Annotated in this window: 13 protein-coding genes; 6 read left to right on the top strand and 7 right to left on the bottom strand. The window is 59.6% G+C overall.

Annotated elements, in window-relative coordinates; genetic code table 11:
• Positions 1-112 precede the first annotated feature (112 nt).
• From AB7E65_RS00410 to ptsP, 4 genes are all read left to right on the top strand, one after another.
• Positions 113-1,060: an ABC transporter ATP-binding protein gene (locus tag AB7E65_RS00410; protein WP_072287131.1), complete on the top strand. Its 948-nt coding sequence runs from the start codon at positions 113-115 to the stop codon at positions 1,058-1,060.
• A complete protein-coding gene (locus AB7E65_RS00405) occupies positions 1,057-2,052 on the top strand; it encodes an ABC transporter ATP-binding protein (protein WP_072287130.1) in 996 nt (331 codons plus the stop codon). Before AB7E65_RS00410 ends, AB7E65_RS00405 begins: the two co-directional genes overlap by 4 nt.
• A gap of 234 nt (positions 2,053-2,286) precedes the next feature.
• The gene (locus tag AB7E65_RS00400; protein WP_428745059.1) at positions 2,287-4,548 is read left to right on the top strand and encodes a [Fe-Fe] hydrogenase large subunit C-terminal domain-containing protein; all 2,262 of its coding nucleotides are present in this window, start codon (positions 2,287-2,289) and stop codon (positions 4,546-4,548) included.
• A 108-nt stretch (positions 4,549-4,656) separates the two neighbouring features.
• Positions 4,657-7,008, top strand: a complete 2,352-nt coding sequence (gene ptsP, locus AB7E65_RS00395; RefSeq protein ID WP_428745074.1) for a phosphoenolpyruvate--protein phosphotransferase — start codon at positions 4,657-4,659, stop codon at positions 7,006-7,008.
• Between the two features lie 13 nt (positions 7,009-7,021).
• Here the strand turns inward: ptsP and AB7E65_RS00390 are convergent, their stop codons facing one another.
• The 3 genes from AB7E65_RS00390 to AB7E65_RS00380 form a co-directional block, all read right to left on the bottom strand.
• Positions 7,022-9,640, bottom strand: coding sequence for a bifunctional diguanylate cyclase/phosphodiesterase (locus AB7E65_RS00390; RefSeq protein WP_428745058.1), 2,619 nt, complete (start codon positions 9,638-9,640; stop codon positions 7,022-7,024).
• 215 nt (positions 9,641-9,855) lie between these two features.
• Positions 9,856-12,513 (bottom strand): valine--tRNA ligase, encoded by a 2,658-nt coding sequence (locus AB7E65_RS00385; protein WP_428745057.1) that lies wholly within the window; start codon positions 12,511-12,513, stop codon positions 9,856-9,858.
• A gap of 197 nt (positions 12,514-12,710) precedes the next feature.
• The gene (locus AB7E65_RS00380; RefSeq protein ID WP_320361544.1) at positions 12,711-14,042 is read right to left on the bottom strand and encodes a response regulator; all 1,332 of its coding nucleotides are present in this window, start codon (positions 14,040-14,042) and stop codon (positions 12,711-12,713) included.
• A gap of 728 nt (positions 14,043-14,770) precedes the next feature.
• Between AB7E65_RS00380 and AB7E65_RS00375 the strand changes: the two genes are divergently transcribed.
• Positions 14,771-15,214, top strand: coding sequence for a MucR family transcriptional regulator (locus AB7E65_RS00375; RefSeq protein WP_072287126.1), 444 nt, complete (start codon positions 14,771-14,773; stop codon positions 15,212-15,214).
• A gap of 66 nt (positions 15,215-15,280) precedes the next feature.
• Here AB7E65_RS00375 and AB7E65_RS00370 read toward each other — a convergent pair whose 3' ends face one another.
• Positions 15,281-15,634, bottom strand: coding sequence for a DUF2914 domain-containing protein (locus AB7E65_RS00370; protein ID WP_407058568.1), 354 nt, complete (start codon positions 15,632-15,634; stop codon positions 15,281-15,283).
• A 196-nt stretch (positions 15,635-15,830) separates the two neighbouring features.
• On the opposite strand from AB7E65_RS00370, the gene AB7E65_RS00365 reads away from it, so the two are divergent.
• Positions 15,831-16,631 (top strand): PilZ domain-containing protein, encoded by an 801-nt coding sequence (locus AB7E65_RS00365; protein ID WP_428745056.1) that lies wholly within the window; start codon positions 15,831-15,833, stop codon positions 16,629-16,631.
• Here the strand turns inward: AB7E65_RS00365 and AB7E65_RS00360 are convergent.
• The 3 genes from AB7E65_RS00360 to argJ form a co-directional block, all read right to left on the bottom strand.
• Positions 16,619-17,818: a phosphopentomutase gene (locus AB7E65_RS00360; protein WP_407058567.1), complete on the bottom strand. Its 1,200-nt coding sequence runs from the start codon at positions 17,816-17,818 to the stop codon at positions 16,619-16,621. The genes AB7E65_RS00365 and AB7E65_RS00360 overlap by 13 nt on opposite strands.
• Positions 17,794-18,459, bottom strand: a complete 666-nt coding sequence (deoC, locus tag AB7E65_RS00355; protein WP_320361537.1) for a deoxyribose-phosphate aldolase — start codon at positions 18,457-18,459, stop codon at positions 17,794-17,796. The genes AB7E65_RS00360 and deoC overlap by 25 nt, the downstream gene beginning before the upstream one ends.
• A gap of 85 nt (positions 18,460-18,544) precedes the next feature.
• Positions 18,545-19,729 (bottom strand): bifunctional glutamate N-acetyltransferase/amino-acid acetyltransferase ArgJ, encoded by a 1,185-nt coding sequence (gene argJ / locus AB7E65_RS00350; RefSeq protein WP_072287122.1) that lies wholly within the window; start codon positions 19,727-19,729, stop codon positions 18,545-18,547.
• Positions 19,730-19,738 lie beyond the last annotated feature (9 nt).

The raw sequence follows: 19,738 nt of genomic DNA, 5'->3' as shown, positions 1-19,738 counted from the left end.
CTACCGCGAAAAGGCCAACTTGTCAGCGGCACTCGGCACGCAGCCCGGGCACTTGACGGGCAACGGCTTTCCGGCTACATTGGCTGACTGCAACCCGCCACAAGGAGCATGCATGCCCGCCCTTCTCGACGTTCGCAATCTGCGCACCTATTTTTTTACCAAAACCGGCTTGACCAAGGCCGTGCGCGGCATCGATTTCACCATTGATGAGGGGGAGACCCTGGCGCTGGTCGGGGAATCGGGCTGCGGCAAGTCGATCACCGCCCTGTCCATGCTGCGGCTTGTGCCGCCGCCCGGCCGCGTGGTCGAAGGAGAAGTGCTTTTCCGGGGCGAGGATTTACGCCTGCTGCCGGAGACGGAGATGCGCCGGGTGCGGGGCAACCAGATCGCCATGATCTTCCAGGAGCCGATGACGGCCCTCAATCCGGTGTTCTGCATCGGCGAGCAGATCGCCGAGGTATTGCGCATCCATCAAGGCATCGATCGCCAGGAATCCCTGCAACAGGCCGCCGGACTGCTGGCCCAGGTCGGCATTTCCTCGCCCCTCCAGCGCTGCCGTGAATACCCTCACCAGCTTTCCGGTGGCATGCGCCAGAGGGTGGTGATCGCCATGGCCCTGGCCTGCCGCCCCCACCTGCTGATTGCCGATGAACCGACCACCGCCCTGGACGTCACCATCCAGGCTCAGATCCTGCAACTGCTCGATGAACTGAAAACCCGGCACCGCATGGCGACACTGCTGATAACCCACGATCTTGGCGTGGTGGCGGAAACCGCCGACAAGGTCGCGATCATGCACGACGGTCTGATTATGGAATACGCTCCGGTAACGGCTATTTTCGATAATCCGCGCCACCCTTATACGCGCAGTCTGCTGGCATGTATTCCGAGGATGGGACAAAAGCGGCACCGTCTCGCCATTCACCATACTCTGACGCCGGCAAAGGGCCTCTCCCTGCTGGACAGCTGCCCCGCCCCCTTCGCCCCCGAAAAGGGCAAACTGCCGCCCTTGCTGGAGGTGGCGCCCGGACACCTTGTACGCTGCTGGAGAGAAGCATGAATACGCTGCTCGAGGTACGCAATCTGCGCAAAACCTTTCAGGTCTCCACAGGCGCCCTGGCGGGCGCACCCCGCCTGTCCCTCAAAGCCGTCGACGGTGTCGGTTTCACCTTGCAGACCGGAGAAACCCTTGGTCTCGTCGGCGAATCGGGTTGCGGAAAATCCACCACCGGCAAGGCGATTCTGCGGCTTCTGGAGCCGGATTCGGGGGAGGTCCTGTTCGACGGAGAAGACCTGTTGAAGCTCAGCCGAAACCAGATGCGCAACCGGCGTCGTGATCTGCAGATGATTTTCCAGGACCCATACGCCTCGCTCAACCCCCGCATGAAAGTAGCCGACATTGTCGGCGAACCCTTCATCATCCACGGCCTTGCCAAAGGCAGGGAACTGCGGCAGGAAGTGCTGCGGTTGCTGCAAACCGTCGGCCTGGACGCGCCTCACATGGACCGCTATCCTCATGAATTTTCCGGAGGACAGCGCCAGCGCATCGGCATTGCCCGGTCACTGGCGCTGAATCCCCGCCTGATCGTGGCGGACGAGCCTGTCTCGGCGCTGGATTTGTCCATCCAGGCCCAGGTTGTCAATCTGATGCAGGACATCCAGCAGCAGTTCGAGCTTACCTACCTGTTTATCGCCCACGACCTGTCGGTCATCGAACATATCAGCAACCGGGTGGCCGTCATGTATCTGGGGCGCATCGTTGAACTGACCGCCGCCGAACAGTTGTACCGGGCACCTCGCCACCCCTATACCGAAGCACTGCTCAACGCCGTGCCGATCCCCGACCCCCGTGCCCGCCGCCAGCGTCGGCCGCTGACAGGTGAAATACCCTCAGCCACCCGTCCGCCGGAAGGGTGTCACTTTCACCCGCGATGCCCCTACGCACAGGAGATCTGTCATTGTCAGGCCCCTGAACTGCGCGACCAGGGCAGCGGCCATCTGGCCGCATGCCATTTCAGCCAGGAAGTCGGGCGTTACCGCATTCCTCGCTGACGCGCGGCCGGGCCAGGCACAACAGCTTCCTTGCAACTGACCGTGCAATGCGCACCGCACCGTTGACGCCCATCATGCGGCGGACGCTTTTCTCATCTGTTTATTATCCATCGTCAATGACATTTGCAAAATGTTTGACTTGCCTGTGGCATTGATGGCACACTTCCGGCATATTTACCGCAACCAACATCCCGGCCCGATGATTCCTTGTGAAGGGATTCGCCACCCGTGGGCATGATTCAAACCGACATCCAACGCTGCCGCAGCTGTTTTGCCTGCCTTCGTCATTGCCCGGTCAAGGCCGTCCGCGTCACCCCGCAGGGCACCGACACCGATGCCGGTCGTTGCATCGGCTGCGGACGCTGCCTGCAGGTCTGCTCCCAGCAGGCACGCAGGGCACCGAACAGCCTGAACCGGTGCCAGCGCCTGTTGCGGCACAAAGAACCGATGGCAGCCATCCTGGCTCCATCCTTCCCGGCCTACATAGGTGATATGCGCCCCGGCCAACTGGTATCCGGCCTGCACCGGCTCGGCTTTCAGCTCGTGGTTGAAGGCGCCTGGGGGGTCGAACTTGCCGCCCGAGCCATCGCCGCCGGGTTGCGGACCGTGTCAACCGCGCCTCGGATTCTCAGCCATTGCCCGGCCATCGTGGCCTTGGTGGAGCGCCATTTCCCGCAACTGCTGCGCAACCTGTCGCCCTGCGTCTCGCCGCTGGTGGCTGCGGCACGGGCCCTGCGCGCAACCCATGCGGGGCCACTGCGCATCGTCACCATAAGCTCCTGCTTCGCCGCCAAAATCGAAGCAGCGGACGACCAGTTCCAGGATGTCATCGACGGGGCATTGACCTTTGCGGAAATAGGCGAACTTTTCGAAACGGCCGGCATCACACCGACGCGCTTGCCGGAAACCGTGTTCGACCAGCCCCATGCGCGAAGCGGAAGACGCTTCGCCCTGTCGGGCGGAGCCCCGACCAGCCTGTTGCCGCGTGATTACGCCGAGCAGGGCGAGATGCTCTCGACGGAAGGCTACCAAAACGCGCGGGAGGTCCTGCTCGACCTGGCGGCGGGCCGCATCCGGCCTGGGATTGTAGACCTGCGCCTGTGTCGCGGCGGCTGCCTCGGCGCGTGTGACCCGGGCAGCCGCCTGTCCGCTTTTGCGCGGGGCCGGCTGGTGGAACAGTTTGCCCGTCAGCACGACAACGGCCCCCGGCCCGAGCCTGACGCCGCGTCCGCAAAGGTCAATCTCAAGCGGACTTTCAGCAATCGCCAAACCCGACAGGAACACCCCAGCGGCGAAAGCATCCGCAGGGTTCTGCAGTCCACCGACAAATTTTCCCAGCGTGACGAACTCAATTGCGGTGCCTGCGGCTATCGCACCTGCCGTGAACACGCTACCGCCGTGTGCCGGAGTCTGGCTCGGGAAGACATGTGCCTGCCCTATTTCGTCAAGCGACTCAAAGCGGAGCAGGCGCGCCTGCAAAAATCCGCGCAGCTTGCGCAACAGGCCGCCGAGGAGGTCATGCCCGGTGACGACCTGCTGGCGAGGCAGCTTCTCGATCTCGTGCAAGAAGTAGCGCCTGGTGATAAAACAATTTTGCTGCGTGGCGAGATGGGAACCGGCAAAAAAACCGCCGCCCGGACCATCCATCGTTACAGCCGCCGGGCGGAACAACCTCTGGCCACCCTCAGCTGCTCCGGGCTGGATCAACAGCAGCTGCTGATCGAATTGTTCGGAAGCCGCCACGCTTCGGATTTCCGGCAGGGGCTTTTGGAGCTGGCGGCCGGCGGAACCCTGCTGCTGGAAGAAATCGGGGATGCCGGGCAAAAGGTACAGGATGCCCTGCTGGAGTTTCTCAACCATGGCTCCATCATGCCGGTGGGCGCGAAAATCCGGCTTCCGGTCCATGTGCGACTCATCGTCACCAGTCGCCGCGACCTGGAACAGGGCGTTAAGGAAGGCTGGTTCAGCAGCGACCTGTATTACCGGCTGTGCCTTTGTACCCTGACCCTCCCCCCTCTGCGCAACCGGCCGCAAGCCCTCCAGGAACTTGCCGAACAGCTGCTGCGGCGATCAGGCCGGCGGCTTAACAGGAACCCCGCAGCCATCGACGCGCCAGCCATGGAAGCCCTGTGCCGCTATGCATGGCCAGGCAATATACTGGAACTGGCGGCAGTCATCGAGCGAGCGGTCATCCTTGGCGGCGATGATCCTGTCCTGCGACGGGAGCACCTGTCCTTGCCCCTTGCGGCAGGCGCGTCGGCTCCGCAGCCGGATCCCGGAAAATCCCCAAGCGATTTCCGGGCCCGGCGAGGCCGGCAGATGGAATTAATCGAGCGCGACCTGCTGGAACGTTACCTGCGCGAATCGTCCGGCAACGTGTCCGCCGCCGCGAGGCGCGCCAACCTGCCGCGACGCACCTTCTATCGGCTGATGGAACGCTACGACATCCAGCGGTGCAAGTTTCTGACCCGCCCGGCGGCGAGGAAAGGTGACTGATCGTCGCCACGCTTTTGAGTTCAAGCCCGCCGACGCGGTTTTCTTCAATATGATTTGCCGGACCCGATACCGTTTGTGCAACCGGCACCCGAGAAAGGCCATTGTGTGATGGAGCCAAAACATACCAACCACATCGGACTGCGCACCCTTGAGGATATCAGCACGCTGATTCTCAAATCCCACGATTTGCACGAAACCCTGCAGAACATCGTGTCGGTCGTCGCCCGACGGACCCTGTCGGAGGTCTGTTCGATCTATCTGCTGGACGAGGATCGGGAGACCTTGCGGCTGGGAGCCACCAAGGGGTTGTCCCGTCGTGCGGTTGGCCGTGTTACCATGAAGGTCAGCGAAGGGTTGACCGGCCTGGTGGTGGAAAAACGACGCGTGGTCGCGATTCAGGAGCCCCAGAATCACCCCCGTTTCCGCTACTTCAAGGAAACCGGCGAGGAGAGATTTCACAGTTTCCTGGGAATCCCGCTGTTCGACCGCAATGAGCCGATAGGCGTGCTTGTCATCCAGAGCCGGGCCTCCCGGCGCTTCAGCGACGAAGACATCAGCGCCCTGTCGACCATTGCTTTTCAGGTATCGTCCATCGTGATCAACGCCCGCCTGCTCGACTCCATCCAGCGCAAGGAAGCCGAGGCCAGCCGCTATGCGGAGGTGTTACGCCAGGCTGCCGGCACGACACGGTCCGTCTCCGGACAGGCGCCGACGCAAAAGGAACCGTCCCAAAGCACCCTGCGCGGCAGCATCGCCTATCCCGGCCTGGCTGCCGGGCCGGCTCATGTCATGTCGGCACCGCACGGGCTGACGGATATTCTCGAGGAGGAAGCACTCGATCCGCAGCGGGAGAAAAACCTGCTGGAGGAAGCCCTGGAAAAAACCCGCATCCAGACCATCTATCTGGAAAAACGCATGGCCGAGAGGCTGTCCCGGTCGGACGCTTCCATTTTCCATACCCACCTGATGATTCTCGAGGACCGGGCCATGCACCAGCGCCTGATGGCGGAAATCGACCAGGGCCACGGGGCGCGCTACGCGGTTGAAAAAACCATCGGGAACTACGTCGAAGCGTTCGAAAAAATGGAGGACCCGTATCTTCGGGAACGGGCCGCGGACATGCGCGACATCGGCCGTCGCCTTCTTGCCAATCTGGCAGGCCAGGATCCGCATCCGCTGCAGCTGAAACATCCCGGCGTGCTTATCGCCCGCGAGATTCTGCCATCGGACATGGCAATGCTCGATCACGAGCAGATACGCGGCATCGTCACCGAGGCCGGCGAACGCAATTCCCATGCCGTCATCATGGCAAAATCCCTTGGCATCCCGGCGCTGGTAGGGGTCCGGGGGGCACTGAAACATATAGCGCCCGAGGAGCATGTCATCCTGGACGCCAATTCCGGCCTTCTGCATATCAACCCCGGCCCGCGGATCCGTGAAGAATACCGCAGGCTGGAGGAAGACGCCGGACGCCAACTGCACCAGATTGAACGATTCCGTGACCTGCCAGCCTGCACCCGCGACGGCGTCAAGGTCATCCTCCGTGCCAATGTCGGTCTGGTCAGCGATATTCATATCGCCCGGCGCAACGGCGCTGAAGGGGTCGGGCTGTACCGCACCGAATTCCCCTACATGATCCGCGCCGACTTTCCCGACCGTGAGGAGCAGTACCGCCTCTACGCGAGGGTTGTCACGGAATTCGACGGGATGCCCGTCACCATCCGGACCCTGGATATCGGCGGAGACAAGGCCCTGCCCTACTTCCGCCCCCCCCTTGAAGACAACCCCTTCATGGGCTGGCGCTCGATCCGGGTATCCCTCGACAATCGGGACATTTTCCGTACCCAGATCGAGGCGATTCTCATGGCGGCCTGCCACGGCCCGGTCAAAATGCTGTTTCCCATGATTTCAGGGATCGAGGAAATTCGTGCCTGCAAAGCGGTTGTCGATGAAGCCCGTCACAATTTAAAACGGGAAAACCTGGCCTTCGCGGCCGATGTGCCCATAGGGATAATGGTCGAGGTGCCGGCCGCCGTGCAACTGGCTGAAAGCCTGGCGAGGGAGGTCGATTTTTTTGCCCTTGGCACCAATGACCTGATCCAGTACCTGCTGGCGGCCGACCGCAACAATCCCCTGGTCAACCGCTATTACGATCCGCTGCATCCTGCCGTGCTGCAAGTATTGAACAACGTCGCAAAAATTGCGCAAAAGCAGAAAAAAGGGCTTTGCCTGTGCGGTGAAATGGCTAACGATCCCCTCAACCTGCTGGCTCTGATCGGCATGGGAATCCGCGAATTTTCCATGGCCGCGCCTTTTATCCCGCGGGTAAAAATGATGTTGAGCCGCATTTCCAGCCGCGAGGCGGAAAGCACGGCCCGAAAAATCCTGACCATGTCGGAGGGAAGCCGTATCCGCGACTGCCTTGCCGCGATGCTGAGGCATCTGGAAATCACCTTTTGACACGGGGCTGCTGTCAAAGAAGCTCTTCCGGACAGAACTCACCCTGCGGATGGCCCCGGAGAAAGGCTGCGGTCTCCGCCGCCGTCATGGGCTGTGCCAGATGGAAGCCCTGCCCCGAAGGGCACCCCAGGCTGCGCAGGGTATCGAGTTGCAGGGCATTTTCAATCCCCTCCGCCACCACCTCCATCCCCAGGGTTCGCCCCATGCTGACGATGGCCTCGGCTATCGCCCGGTCGCAGGCATCGTCCGCCAGATTTCTGCTGAAGGCCTGATCCATTTTCAGCTTGGAAAACGGAAACGTCCGCAAATAGCTCAGGGAGCTATAGCCCAGACCGAAGTCGTCCACCGCCAGACAAATACCGGCCTGTCTCAGAATCGTGAGCATGTTGCGCGCATGCTCGGCACTCTGGATAACCACCCGTTCGGTGATCTCAAGTTCAAGCAGCCCCGGTTCCAGGCCGTAATGGCGCAACAACCGGAACACCATATCGATAAAACCCGACTGACGGAACTGGCGGGCGGAAATATTGACGGCCATGCGCAACCGCGGAAAACCCCCGCGATGCCACGCCACCATCTGCCTGCAGGCTTCCCGCAGCACCCATTCCCCGATGGGAACAATCAGGCCGGTATCCTCGGCAAGAGGGATGAATTCGTCCGGCGGCACCAGACCACGGGTCGGGTGCCGCCAGCGCAGCAGCGCCTCAAGCCCGATGACCGAGCCGGTCTGTAAATTGAACTGCGGCTGATAGGTCAGGTGGAACTGCTGTTGTTCCAGGGCACGGTGCAAATCTGTTTCGAGATTGAGCCGAGCCTCGACGTCGACTTGTAACGACGGCATGAAAAACCGGCAGGTGTTGCGACCCTGTGCCTTGGCGTGGAACATGGCATTGTCGGCGGCTTTCAATATAGCCTGGGCATCACCGCCATGTTGCGGAAACAGGCTGATACCCACACTTCCGGTCAGATAGAAGCGGTGCCGGCCGATCTGCAAGGGACAAGCCATCGCTTCCAGCAGTTTTTGCGCCACCGCCCTGCCCCCTTCACCGTCAGCGGGATTTTCCAGCAGCACCAGGAATTCATCACCCCCAAAACGAGCCACCACATCCGATCCTCGCAAAACCCCCTGAATCCGCCGGGCCACCTCCATAAGAATCTGATCGCCAACTACATGCCCCAGAGATTCGTTGATGTTCTTGAAGCGGTCGATATCAAACAGCAGAGCTGCCACCGTTGTATTCCGGTTTCGGGCCCGGGCGATGGCGCCCTGCAAAAGCTCCAGGGCTTTCAGGCGATTGGGAAGGCCGGTCAGGACGTCGTGATAGGCAAGAAAATCGAGTTTCAGTTTTTGCTCCCGGAGCATGTTTTCCGATGCCCTGCGCTCGGAGATATCCCGTGCCAGCACAAAAAAATAACTCTGCGGCAGCAGCGCGACACGACTGACACTGATTTCTGCGGGGATCCCCTGACCGCGGCGCCCCCGCATCGTCACCTCGCAGGGCAGGAACCGCGCTGCGGAAAGGACATTCGCAGCACCCCGTGCATCTTCAAGGGAGGTATCGGCAACATCCGCCCAACCCAGTTCCAGCAGGTCCGGGCGGCTGCGGCCGAGGACCCGGCAGGCCTGTTGATTGGCATCCAGAAACCTGCCATTGGCATCGCATAGGAAAAAGGCATCCACCGAATTTTGGAAAACGTGCCGGAACAGGGACTCGCTGTCACGCTGTTTTTGCTCGGAACTGACCAGGCGTACCCAGATCAGCCAGATGCAGGAGCCTGCCGCAATGCTGAAAAGCAGCAAGCCAAGGTGAAAATAGACCATGGCCTGCCGCCCCCGGGCATAGATTTCACGCGGCAGGGTGACACCTAGCGCCTGCGCCGGCTGCCCCCATATGTCACGCAGCAGAATCCGTGATCGCAGGCGGTGTGAATCGACGGCCCGCAGCAGGATTTGCGGACCCGGGTTCGCGGTTTTTGTCCAGGACATCCATTCCGGCCCCGATTCCAGGCGGGTAAATTCAAAAGGCAGGTTCGCCTTGGCGCGAAGCCTTCCCAGTTCCGCTGGGTCGAGAAATCGCCCCATGAGCAAAGAGCCCCGCGGTGGCCCCTTGCCTTCTCCGGTCAGTACGGGCTGCAATGCCATCAGGAGGCTGCCTTCCGGCAAGGACACCAGACCGTGCACCCCCTGCGCATGGATTCGCAGCACCCGCTGACTCCAGCCGTCCCTGAAAAGCTGCTGCAACCCCGCATAAATTGGCACTTCCGATTGATTGTTCAGATCAAAAGCCTTGCCGGCCACGATCTTACCCTTGTCATCAAGAAACACCAACACGTTAAGATTCAAGGAAGTAAAGGTGCTGTCAACAACATTGCTCAGCAAAAAACGGCGATCGCGGCTCTGCATGAAGTCATAAGCATCATCCCACTGGGCCCAGTCCCCGGCGAGGCGCTTCAGAAAAACGAGATGTTCCTGATAGACTCCGACACCACGCTGCAGGGTTTCCCGCGCCTGGCGGCGCTCCAACCGGATAAAACTGTCGAGAAACACCTGGCGGCTCAACAGCAGCAGGATGCCGTTCAAGGCAATGATGGCCAGACCAAGACCCAGCAGGCATTTCCACCGACATCGCATGGCAGGCTTCTCCTCTTTGAAGCGAAGGGGTCCTGCAGATCCCTGCACCGAAAATGAGTCGTAATTTTTACGTTAATTTCATAAATGATTGCTTATCACGGATTTCATGTCAAGCGTTTCGCGATCAGCGTTTCCGCGCAAACGAAAAAAGCCCGGCCAGCCATGTTTCGGCTGGACGGGCTTTATGCAAAAAACCGCCGGGAGAGCGGCGAGGCTTACTTCAGGGCGGAAATCCTGGCCAGACTCTGCCGCAGGATGGCCGCTTTTTCCTCGGCATCCGCGAGCTTTTGACGGTCTTTTTCCAGGACATCGGCTGGCGCCTTGGACAAAAAGGATTCATTCGACAATTTTTTGCTGAACATGGCAATGTCCTTTGCGACCTTGGCGATCTCCTTTTCCAGCCGTTTCAGTTCCTCATCCAGGTCGATGAGGCCGGCCAGGGGCAACAGGATCTCTACCTCTCCGGCGACCTGGGTCGCAGCCTGGGAGGGACGTTCGACGCCTTCACCACAGGAGAGCTGGTCGACTTTTGCGAGGCTTCTGACATATCCCTCACCGGCAGCCAGAATTCCGGAAATCTCCGGGTTTTTACAGTCCAGAACCGCCGTGATCCGTTTTCCGGGCGGCACATTCATTTCGCCGCGGATGTTGCGAATGCCCTTGATGACCTCCATGATCAATTCCATATGCGCGGCACCCGCCTGATCGGCAGGCAGCGCAGACACGTCGGCATAGGGGGCCGCCATGATCGATATCGTCGGGCGGACCCCGGGCAGGGCCTGCCAGATTTCCTCGGTGACGAAGGGCATGAACGGATGCAACAGCCGCAACAGCTGTTCAAGGACGGTGTACAGCACGGCCTGAGCGGTTTTTTTGCGCAGTGCATTTTCCCCGTAAAGATCGTCCTTGCTCAACTCGATAAACCAATCGCAGAACTCGTGCCAGGTAAAAGCATAGAGGGCACTGGCAGCTTCGTTGAACTTATATTCCGTCAGAGCCTGGCGGGCTTCCGCAACCACATCGGTCAGGCGACTGAGAATCCAGCGTTCCGACAGGGCAAGTTCGCACTGCTGCAGATCGACCCCGTCAGGCTCGAACCCTTCAAGGTTCATCAGCGCGAAACGGCTGGCGTTCCACAGTTTGTTGACAAAATTGCGGTACCCGGCGATGCGGTCAACAGACAGTTTAACGTCGCGCCCCTGCGCGGCGAAAGCCGCCAGAGTGAACCGGAAGGCGTCGGTTCCGTACTCATCGATCACCGTCAGCGGATCGATGACATTGCCCTTGCTCTTGCTCATCTTCTGGCCCTGGGCATCACGCACCAGAGCATGAATATAAACATCGCGGAAGGGCACCTCACCCCTGAACTTGAGCCCCATCATCATCATGCGGGCCACCCAGAAAAACAGGATGTCGAAACCGGTGATCAGGCAGGATGTCGGGTAAAACTTCTGCAAGGTTTCGGTTTTTTCCGGCCAGCCCATTGTCGAAAAGGGCCACAGGGCCGAACTGAACCAGGTATCGAGGACATCCGTTTCCTGCCGGAGATCACTGCCCCCGCAGTGGCTGCAGGCGGTCGGATCTTGACGGGACACGGTTATTTCGTTGCAGGCCTCGCAGAACCAGGCAGGGATACGGTGCCCCCACCAGATCTGGCGGCTGATGCACCAGTCACGGATATTGAACATCCACTCGAAATAGGTTTTTTCCCACTGCGCCGGGATGATGCGGGTCTTGCCGGTCTGCACCGCCTCGATGGCCTTGTCGGCCAGCGGCTGCACTTTCACGTACCACTGCAGACTCATATAGGGCTCGATAACCGTTTTGCAGCGATAACATTCTCCAACGGCGTTAAGATGCTCCTCGATCCGCTCGAGCAGACCGGCCGCTTCCAGATCGGCCAGCACCGCCTTGCGCGCTTCAAAACGTTCCAGGCCCCGGTAGCGCCCGCCGTTGTCATTCACCACGCCGGAGGCGTCGAAGATGTTGATGAATTCAAGATTGTGGCGCTTGCCGATTTCAAAGTCGTTGAAGTCATGGGCCGGCGTGATCTTGACCGCGCCGCTGCCGAACTCCCGGTCGACGTAGTCGTCGGCGATAATGGGAATGGGCCGCTCCATCAGCGGCAGCATGACCGATTTGCCGATCAGATCAGCATACCTTTCATCATCGGGATGCACCGCCACGGCGGTATCGCCGAGCATGGTTTCGGGACGGGTGGTGGCGACTACCAGGTAGCGGTCCGTACCAACCACCGGATAGCGCAGATGCCAGAGGTTGCCCTTCTGGTCCTGATGCTCCACTTCCAGATCCGAAAGAGCCGTGTGGCAACGGGGGCACCAGTTGATCAGGCGGTTGTCGCGATAGATCAGTCCTTCCTCATAGAGCGTGACGAACACTTCCCGCACCGCACGGGACAACCCTTCGTCCATGGTGAAACGCTCGCGATCCCAATCGCAGGACGCTCCGAGCCGCTTGAGCTGATTGATGATCTGTCCGCCGGATTCTTCCCGCCATTGCCACACGCGCTCGATAAACCCCTCCCGGCCCAGCGCGTGGCGGCTGCTGTCTTCGGCGGCCAGCTGTTTTTCCACCACGTTCTGGGTGGCTATGCCAGCGTGGTCGGTACCGGGCTGCCACAGAACCTCGTACCCTTCCATGCGCTTCCAGCGTACCAGAATATCCTGCAGGGTATTGTTCAGAGCGTGTCCCATATGCAGAACGCCGGTGACATTCGGCGGAGGGATCACGATGGAAAAGGGGGCTTTGGCAGAATGTTCATCGGCGTGAAACAAGCCTTGCCCGGTCCAGAATTCATACCATTTGGCCTCGACGTCATGAGGCTCGTAACCTTTGGGGAGTTTCGCTTCCATGGACAGTCCATCCTTTGGCAGTGCCCGCGCGTTGCGGACATTGGATACATGCCGATCAAAAACAAACGGGGATTTTAACAATCCCCGTTTGGCAGGTCAACTGTTCTCCAGGCTTTCCCCGGCGCAAAAACAGGCGTTTGGATCATCGCCAAACACATCGGCCCGGCGACACCGGCCATTTTGTCCGGGTCATGCCGTCAGACTTTTTCCGTGATGCGGCGGATTTCGTCGCGGATCATCGATTCGGCCAGATCGGGGACCACCTCCCAGGCGATCCGCTCCAGAATGGTATCGGCCAGACGCTCGATCACGCCGGCCGCAACCTTTTCGACAATGCGGCTCAAATCTTCCTCGGAAATCCCCCGGACCTGCGCCTCGATCTCCGTTGCAGACGGAACGAAGCCGGAGCCGTCACCCACCATCTCGTCAGTTGGGGCGGCTTCTGCATCGAGTCCGGCATCAGGCGGTTCGGAAACAGGTGCAGTCATTTCAGTAGCGGCTGACGCAGCAGCGGGTTGCGACAGTTTCTCCACCAGGCCGGCGTTCTGGAAGAAGCTCAGCCCGTCCCGGCTGGGCACCTCGTCTTCAACCGGAGCTGCGGGTTCGGCCTCGAAAACAGGTTCGGGTTCGGAAAAAACCGGTTCCGGCGCCTCGGAAATCTCCGCCGCCGCCTCACTCGATGACGCAGTCGCTTCGCCGGCATCCCAGGACAGTTCGCTTTCCGATTCGAAAGCCAGGTCGGAAGCTCGTTCCGCGGCAAGCTCGTCGTCCGTCAGTTCCTCGCAAAGGATGTCATCCTCGTCAAGAAACAGAATCCCCTCGTCGTCGGCATCGTCCTGCGCAAGGAGGTCATCCTCCCCATCCCCGCCGGCAGCCGAAGCCGGAGTGGATGCAAAGATATCATGCGGTTCATCCGCAGGCAGCTCCGAATACGCCGCGAGGTCTTCGTCATCCGCAGGAAAGCTATCGGCAATATCCAGCAGATCCGGCTCCAGGTCACCGGCCTCATCGGCGGTCAGATCGGGGACCGGCGCAAAATCCGCGCCCTCCAGTTCCTGCCACATATCGGCATCGGCAACCGTTGCCTGCCCGGCGAAACCATCATCAAACTCCGGTATCGCGGGGACATTGGAAACCGCAGACGGCGGCGCCAACCGGGGCCCCCTTGCAAGCAACGCTTCCACCTTGTCCAGCAGAGCCTGAGACTCGAAAGGCTTGACGATCCAGTCATCGATGCCGGCGTCTCGGGCACGGTCCTCGTCGAACGGCTCAAAGCTGCCGGACAGCAGCAGGACAGGCACATCCCGCAACCCGGGATCCTGTCGAATGGCCGAACAGAGTTCATAGCCGTTTTTGCCGGGCATGATGGCATCGGCCATAATCAGATCGGGACGATCTGAACGAGCTGCGGCCAACGCCGAATCACCGTCGCTCACCACGGCAAGATCACAGTCTTCATTGGCGAAGATGATGCCAACTACCTTCTGTATGGTAATACTGTCGTCGGCCAGCAAAAGCTTCCTGCTCATTCAAGCCTCCCAATAACGTACAAGAACGCAGTAGTGGCCCGAACTGGAATTCATGCCGGGCCATAAATCGACTTCATGCCTTGGCTTCGCTCCGGGCTCGACATCCCCCTCCCGTTCACCGCCATGCATGATCTTGCCTGCAAAACGCGTCAACGCTAGCATAGCACCCTTAACCTGTCAAGATTTTTAACCGGAAATTTCAATAGCTTATGCACTCTCACAGCTTCTATACAAGGTTCCGTAAATTTCGATAACCCCAGCGGGCCATCGCAAGGATTCCGCCAAATCACACTATAACAACGCGGGCGGCAACCTTCAGTTTCCATGTCTGCCCCTGCCACCCTGGATCGATGAACCACGGTACCTTCTTATTATCCACCAAACCTGAATGCTGCAAATAAATGCAACAACAGGGCCGACAAATGACATGCCTTGAGTCAACCGCGAATTCAAATACGCCGCTTGTCGAATACACTCGCCCTGGGTATTCATGAGGGGCAAAAGGATCGGCATTACCAAACAACACACGCGGCTGCCTAATTGAAATATCGTGCATTGCCGACAAATAAACAAAAATCAAAAACCACAAAAGAGAATCGTTGCAAACGATAAAAGAATCCCATAAGTGGTCAAAAAAATCTTTTTACTTGCTTTTAGGAAAAGATATTGTATTAGTATTTTAAATTTGATAAACGAGTTCAAAACAACTTTTAAGGGAGGACACCTTTATGCCGAATTTGCTTGAAATGGCTGCCGAAATCGTCGCATCACACGCTTCAACCACCCCCATGACCAAGGAAGAGCTGATTGCAGAATTAAACGATCTCCACCAGGCTCTGGTTGCAATCGAAAATGGAACGGCACAGGAAACAGCAATGGAAGACGAAGAAGCGGCTCAAACACCTGCAGTTTCCCGCAAAAAGGCCTTTGGAAAAGACAAGGTGATTTGCATGATTTGCGGCAAGGCAATGAAAACCCTTGCCCGGCACCTGAAAACCGCTCACGGTATGACGGCCTCGGAATACCGGAAACAGTTCGACATCCCTCGCACCCAGCCGCTGGCCGCCCGGGCCTATTCCGAAAGCCGGCGACAGATGGCCATTGACCGAGGCCTTGGCGACAATCTCGCCAAAGCCCGTGCGGAGCGCGGAAAAAGCAAACCCAAAAAATAGCCCCGGATGGCACCTCGCCCCTCCCTCAGGGGGGGGCTCCAAAGGCGGCGCCTGATCGAATCTCCGTTAAAACAATCGGAAACTTCTGACGCCGAGCAAATTACTTCGGGCATCCCGCACTTCAACCCGCCACATACCCTGAGCGCCCTGAGGAATGCTTTTCCTCGACCATGTCCGCCAATTCTGTGAACGAACCGACAACGGAACCCTCGCCACCTGCCGGCCGTCGTGATACCAGATGTGCCACACGACCGCAGCCTCCTTTGCCCCGCCTATGCGAGAAAAAAAATACAGGCAGGCAACATTCGCTGTATAGGATCGCAGCGCATCGACAGGCGTGCGGTTTTCGATGGCGGTGGTTACCGTCAGGTCACAAGCCTGCAATCCGGGCGACTCGCCATATGCGGCCCCGGTCCACATCGTCGCAAGCAGCAATAAAACAAAGCAGAAACGTATCACAGTCCCCCTCTTTGGCGCCCAATACCGCCAAAAGGCGGACTTTTAGCACGATTTTCCTTGACCAGACGCCTTCCTTGACATATACCCGTAGGCGGCATGCCCGGTGTTTACAATAGCGTTCTATTATGACACGATCGATCTTTACGGAATGTTGCCTATGAAACGCCTTCTCCTCGGAGAACACAGAGAAGACATCCTCAACACCCTCGACCTGACCCTCAAACACTGGGGCTACCGGGTTCTGGCGGTGCCCCGCAGGGAGCGTCTGAACAAGCTCATCCGGGATACGGCCTTCGACCTGCTCATTATCAACGCGGACTGGCTGGACGCGAATCATGCAACGCTGGAGGCGCTGGAAACCTGTATCGGCAAAGGCGCATCCCTGATGGTTCTGAAGTCTCGCGAAACAACCCCGCAACTCCCCCTGCCGCACCAGCTTCTGGACGTGCCGGTTGATATTTTCTCCCTTTTCTCAGCCATTCAGCAGCATCTGGAGAAGCACCCCCGGAAGAACATGCGCCTGGCCCTGAAACTGCCCGGCATGATATGTCGCCACCACCAATGCCAGCTCGGCGAGGTATTGAGCCTTAGCACCCGCGGCCTCTTTATGAAAACCGGGTTCAGGCTGGACCAGGGCGAGCGGTTTCGCATTGTGCTTCCTTTAATGGGCATGAAGGAGGAACTGGAACTGAGCGGCAAGGTCCTGTACCGGGTCCACCCCGACCCGAAAAACAATTATCAACAGGGGGTCGGCGTAGGTTTTGTCGACCTGCAGCCAAACGCCGCCCAACTGCTTGAACGTTACATAAAAACCTGCTTCAGAGAGGAGATGTCCCACCGGCGGGGGCACCATGGCTGGCATACCGGCGCGCTGACCCAGGGGGAAGAAGATACGGTACTGCGCCTGCCGGCTCCGATGCTCTGGGAAACACCGCCAGCCCCGCCTCAGCCGAGCTGATCGGCGAAGCTCGATCCCGTTTCAACACGCACACCGAACATATCGGCAAGAGTCGCCGCTACATCGGCAAAGCTGCGCCGGATTCCCAACGACCCGCCCCGCTTCAATCCGGAGTGCCAGACGAGCAGAGGCACACTTTCCCGGGTATGATCCGTCCCCGGAGTGGTGGGATCACAGCCGTGATCGGCAGTGATCACCAGCAGATCTCCCGGTTCAAGTGCCGGCAAAAAGCCTGCCAGCCATGCATCGAATTCTTCTAGCGCCCGTCCGAAACCGCGCACGTCAAGGCGGTGCCCATAGAGCATGTCGAAATCGACCAGATTGGTGAAAATCAGCCCCCGGTCAACCTCGCCGAGCGCCTTGCGGGTTTTGGCCATGCCATCGCTGTTGCTGGAACTTTTTACCGATCGGGTAATCCCTTTTCCGGCAAAAATATCGCGGATCTTTCCGACACCATAGACGGTCAGCCCCTGCTGTTCCATGCGATCCAGAAGCGTGTCAGCCGGTGGCGGCATGGCAAAATCCCGGCGGCCTGCCGTTCGCTCGAAATTCCCGGCGGCCGTACCAACAAACGGTCGGGCGATGACCCTCCCGACATGGTATGGATCGAGGACCCGGCGCATCTTTTCGCACAAGGCATAAAGGCTTTCGCGCGGCAGCACTTGCTCGTGGGCGGCAATCTGAAAAACCGAATCAACACTGGTATAGACAATGGGGCGACCACTGCGAAGGTGCTCTTCCCCGAGCAATTGGAGAATCTCCGTACCGCTGGCGGCAATATTGCCCAGCGGAGCGACCCCGGCAATTGTGGCAAAAGCGTCAATAACCGCCTCGGGGAAACCCTGCGGATAAGTGGAAAACGGCTCGTCCTGCACCAACCCCGCCAACTCCCAGTGCCCGGATGTGGTATCCTTGCCCCGGGCCCGCTCGAGCATGCGACCGTAAAGTCCGCGGGGTGCCGCCACCGCCGGAACTCCGGAAACAGGCACAATCCTCCCCAGCCCCAGTCTTTCCAGGGTCGGAAGACACAGGCCGCCACAGCGCTCCGCCACGTGCGGCAGGGTGCTGGCCTCCTGATCGCCAAAATCCGCCGCATCCGGCTGCCCGCCGACGCCGACGCCGTCAAGGGTGATCAACACCACCCGTCGCCAGACACGCGCTGTCACGAGGCCATCCCGCTCTGCCATTGCTGCATGATTTGCACCCCGTTGCTGGTGCCGATACGATGCGCCCCGGCTTCCAGCATGGTACGGCAGGCGTTCCAGTTTCGGATGCCGCCGGCCGCCTTGACCTTGATCCGCCCCGCGGCGGTCTGGCTCAACAGCCGCACATCCGCTTCGGTCGCCCCCTGCGGTGCAAACCCGGTCGAGGTCTTGACATAGGCGGCCCCCGTTCCGGCCAGCAGATCGACCAGGGCGACTTTTCCTGCATCGTCCAGATAGCAACACTCGATAATGACCTTGACGGGCGCTGGCGCGGCGGCTCGCACAACGCCGACGACATCCTCCCCGACAAGGTCCAGACGTCCCTCGACAGCGGCCCCCAGGGGGATCACCATATCGATTTCAGTGGCACCTGCGGCCACGGCCGCGGCCGCGGCCGCAGACTTTACAGCAGAGATATCGTAGCCGAGGGGGAAGCCGACAACCGTTCCCACGGAGACGTTGCTGCCCCGCAGACAGCTTGCAGCGATCCCCACAAAACAGGGAGGGATACACACCGAAGCAAACTGCCAGTGCAAGGCTTCCTGGCACAACCGTTCAATCTGGGAGGGAGTCGCATCCGCCCTGAGCAACGTCTGATCGATAAACCGTGAAGGGGATTCCATAAAAAACCTGTTCTTGCAGTTTTTCATTGCGAAACGAGTTGCAGCAATGCAAAGCCTTCCGGACCTGATGCAGGCCCGCCTGGCTTCAGGTCCGATAGGCGGCGTTGATCTTGACATAGTCATAGGTCAGGTCGGATGTATAGTACTCCGCCCGACCATTGCCGATGCCGAGATCGATGCACACCGAAAATTCAGCCCGTTTCAGGACCTCCGTAGCCTGCGCCTCAAGCTCCGGCCCGGTACCAAGACCTTTTTGCACCACGGGAACATCGCCAAAACAGATGGCAATGCGGTCGGGATCGACCTGTGCGCCGGAATACCCCACAGCGGCGATAATGCGCCCCCAGTTGGCATCTTCACCAAAAAACGCCGTCTTGACCAGGCTGGATGTGGCGACATGATAGGCAACCCGTCGAGCATCGGCGGCATCGGCGGCACCTTCCACCTGCACATGCACCAACTTGGTCGCCCCCTCGCCATCGCGAACGATCATCTTGGCCAGATCGAGAAGAACCTCCCGCAAAAGCGTGGAGAACTCCTTTGCTTCAGGCGAACCAGCTACGATTTCCGGGGTTTTGGCCTCGCCGTTGGCCATCACCAGGACCATGTCATTGGTCGAAGTGTCGCGATCCACCGTGATGATATTGAAGGAATTGGCGACCGCATCCCGCAGTGCCTGCTGCAGAAAATTCGGCTCGACACAGGCGTCGGTCATCACGAAAGCCAGCATGGTCGCCATGTTGGGATGGATCATTCCGGCCCCTTTGGCCATACCGAGCAAGGTATAGGGCATGCCTGCAACCGCGCCCTGCCGGCTGGAGAGTTTGGCAAAGGAATCGGTTGTCATCATGGCTGCGGCCACATCCTCGACAGCGTCCGGCGACAACCCCCGGGGCAGATCGGGAATCGCGGCCTGCATAACCGGCATGGGCAAGGGATGGCCGATAACGCCGGTTGAAGACACCGCCACCAGTTTTTCGTCGATACCAAGGCAGTCCGCCAGCAACCTGCCGCAGCACCGGGCATCGCGCAGGCCGGGTTCGCCAGTGCAGGCATTGGCGTTGCCGCTGTTGATCAACACGGCCTGACACCGACCCGCAGCGACCCGTGGTGCCGTCACCAGTACCGGGGCCGCCTGGATTTTATTGGTGGTAAACACACCCGCGCACGTGGCAGGGACCGAAGAAAAAATCAAGCCGAGATCGAGCCTGCCGGATTTACGGATCCCCGCCGGCCGGGCTGCAAAGGAAAACCCCTTGACCGTTGTCATCATGCACTC

Source organism: Syntrophotalea sp., assembly GCF_050253115.1.
Taxonomy (GTDB): domain Bacteria; phylum Desulfobacterota; class Desulfuromonadia; order Desulfuromonadales; family Syntrophotaleaceae; genus Syntrophotalea; species Syntrophotalea acetylenica.
The sequence above is the reverse complement of the archived record's forward strand: the minus strand, read 5'-3'. Positions and strand labels throughout refer to the sequence as shown.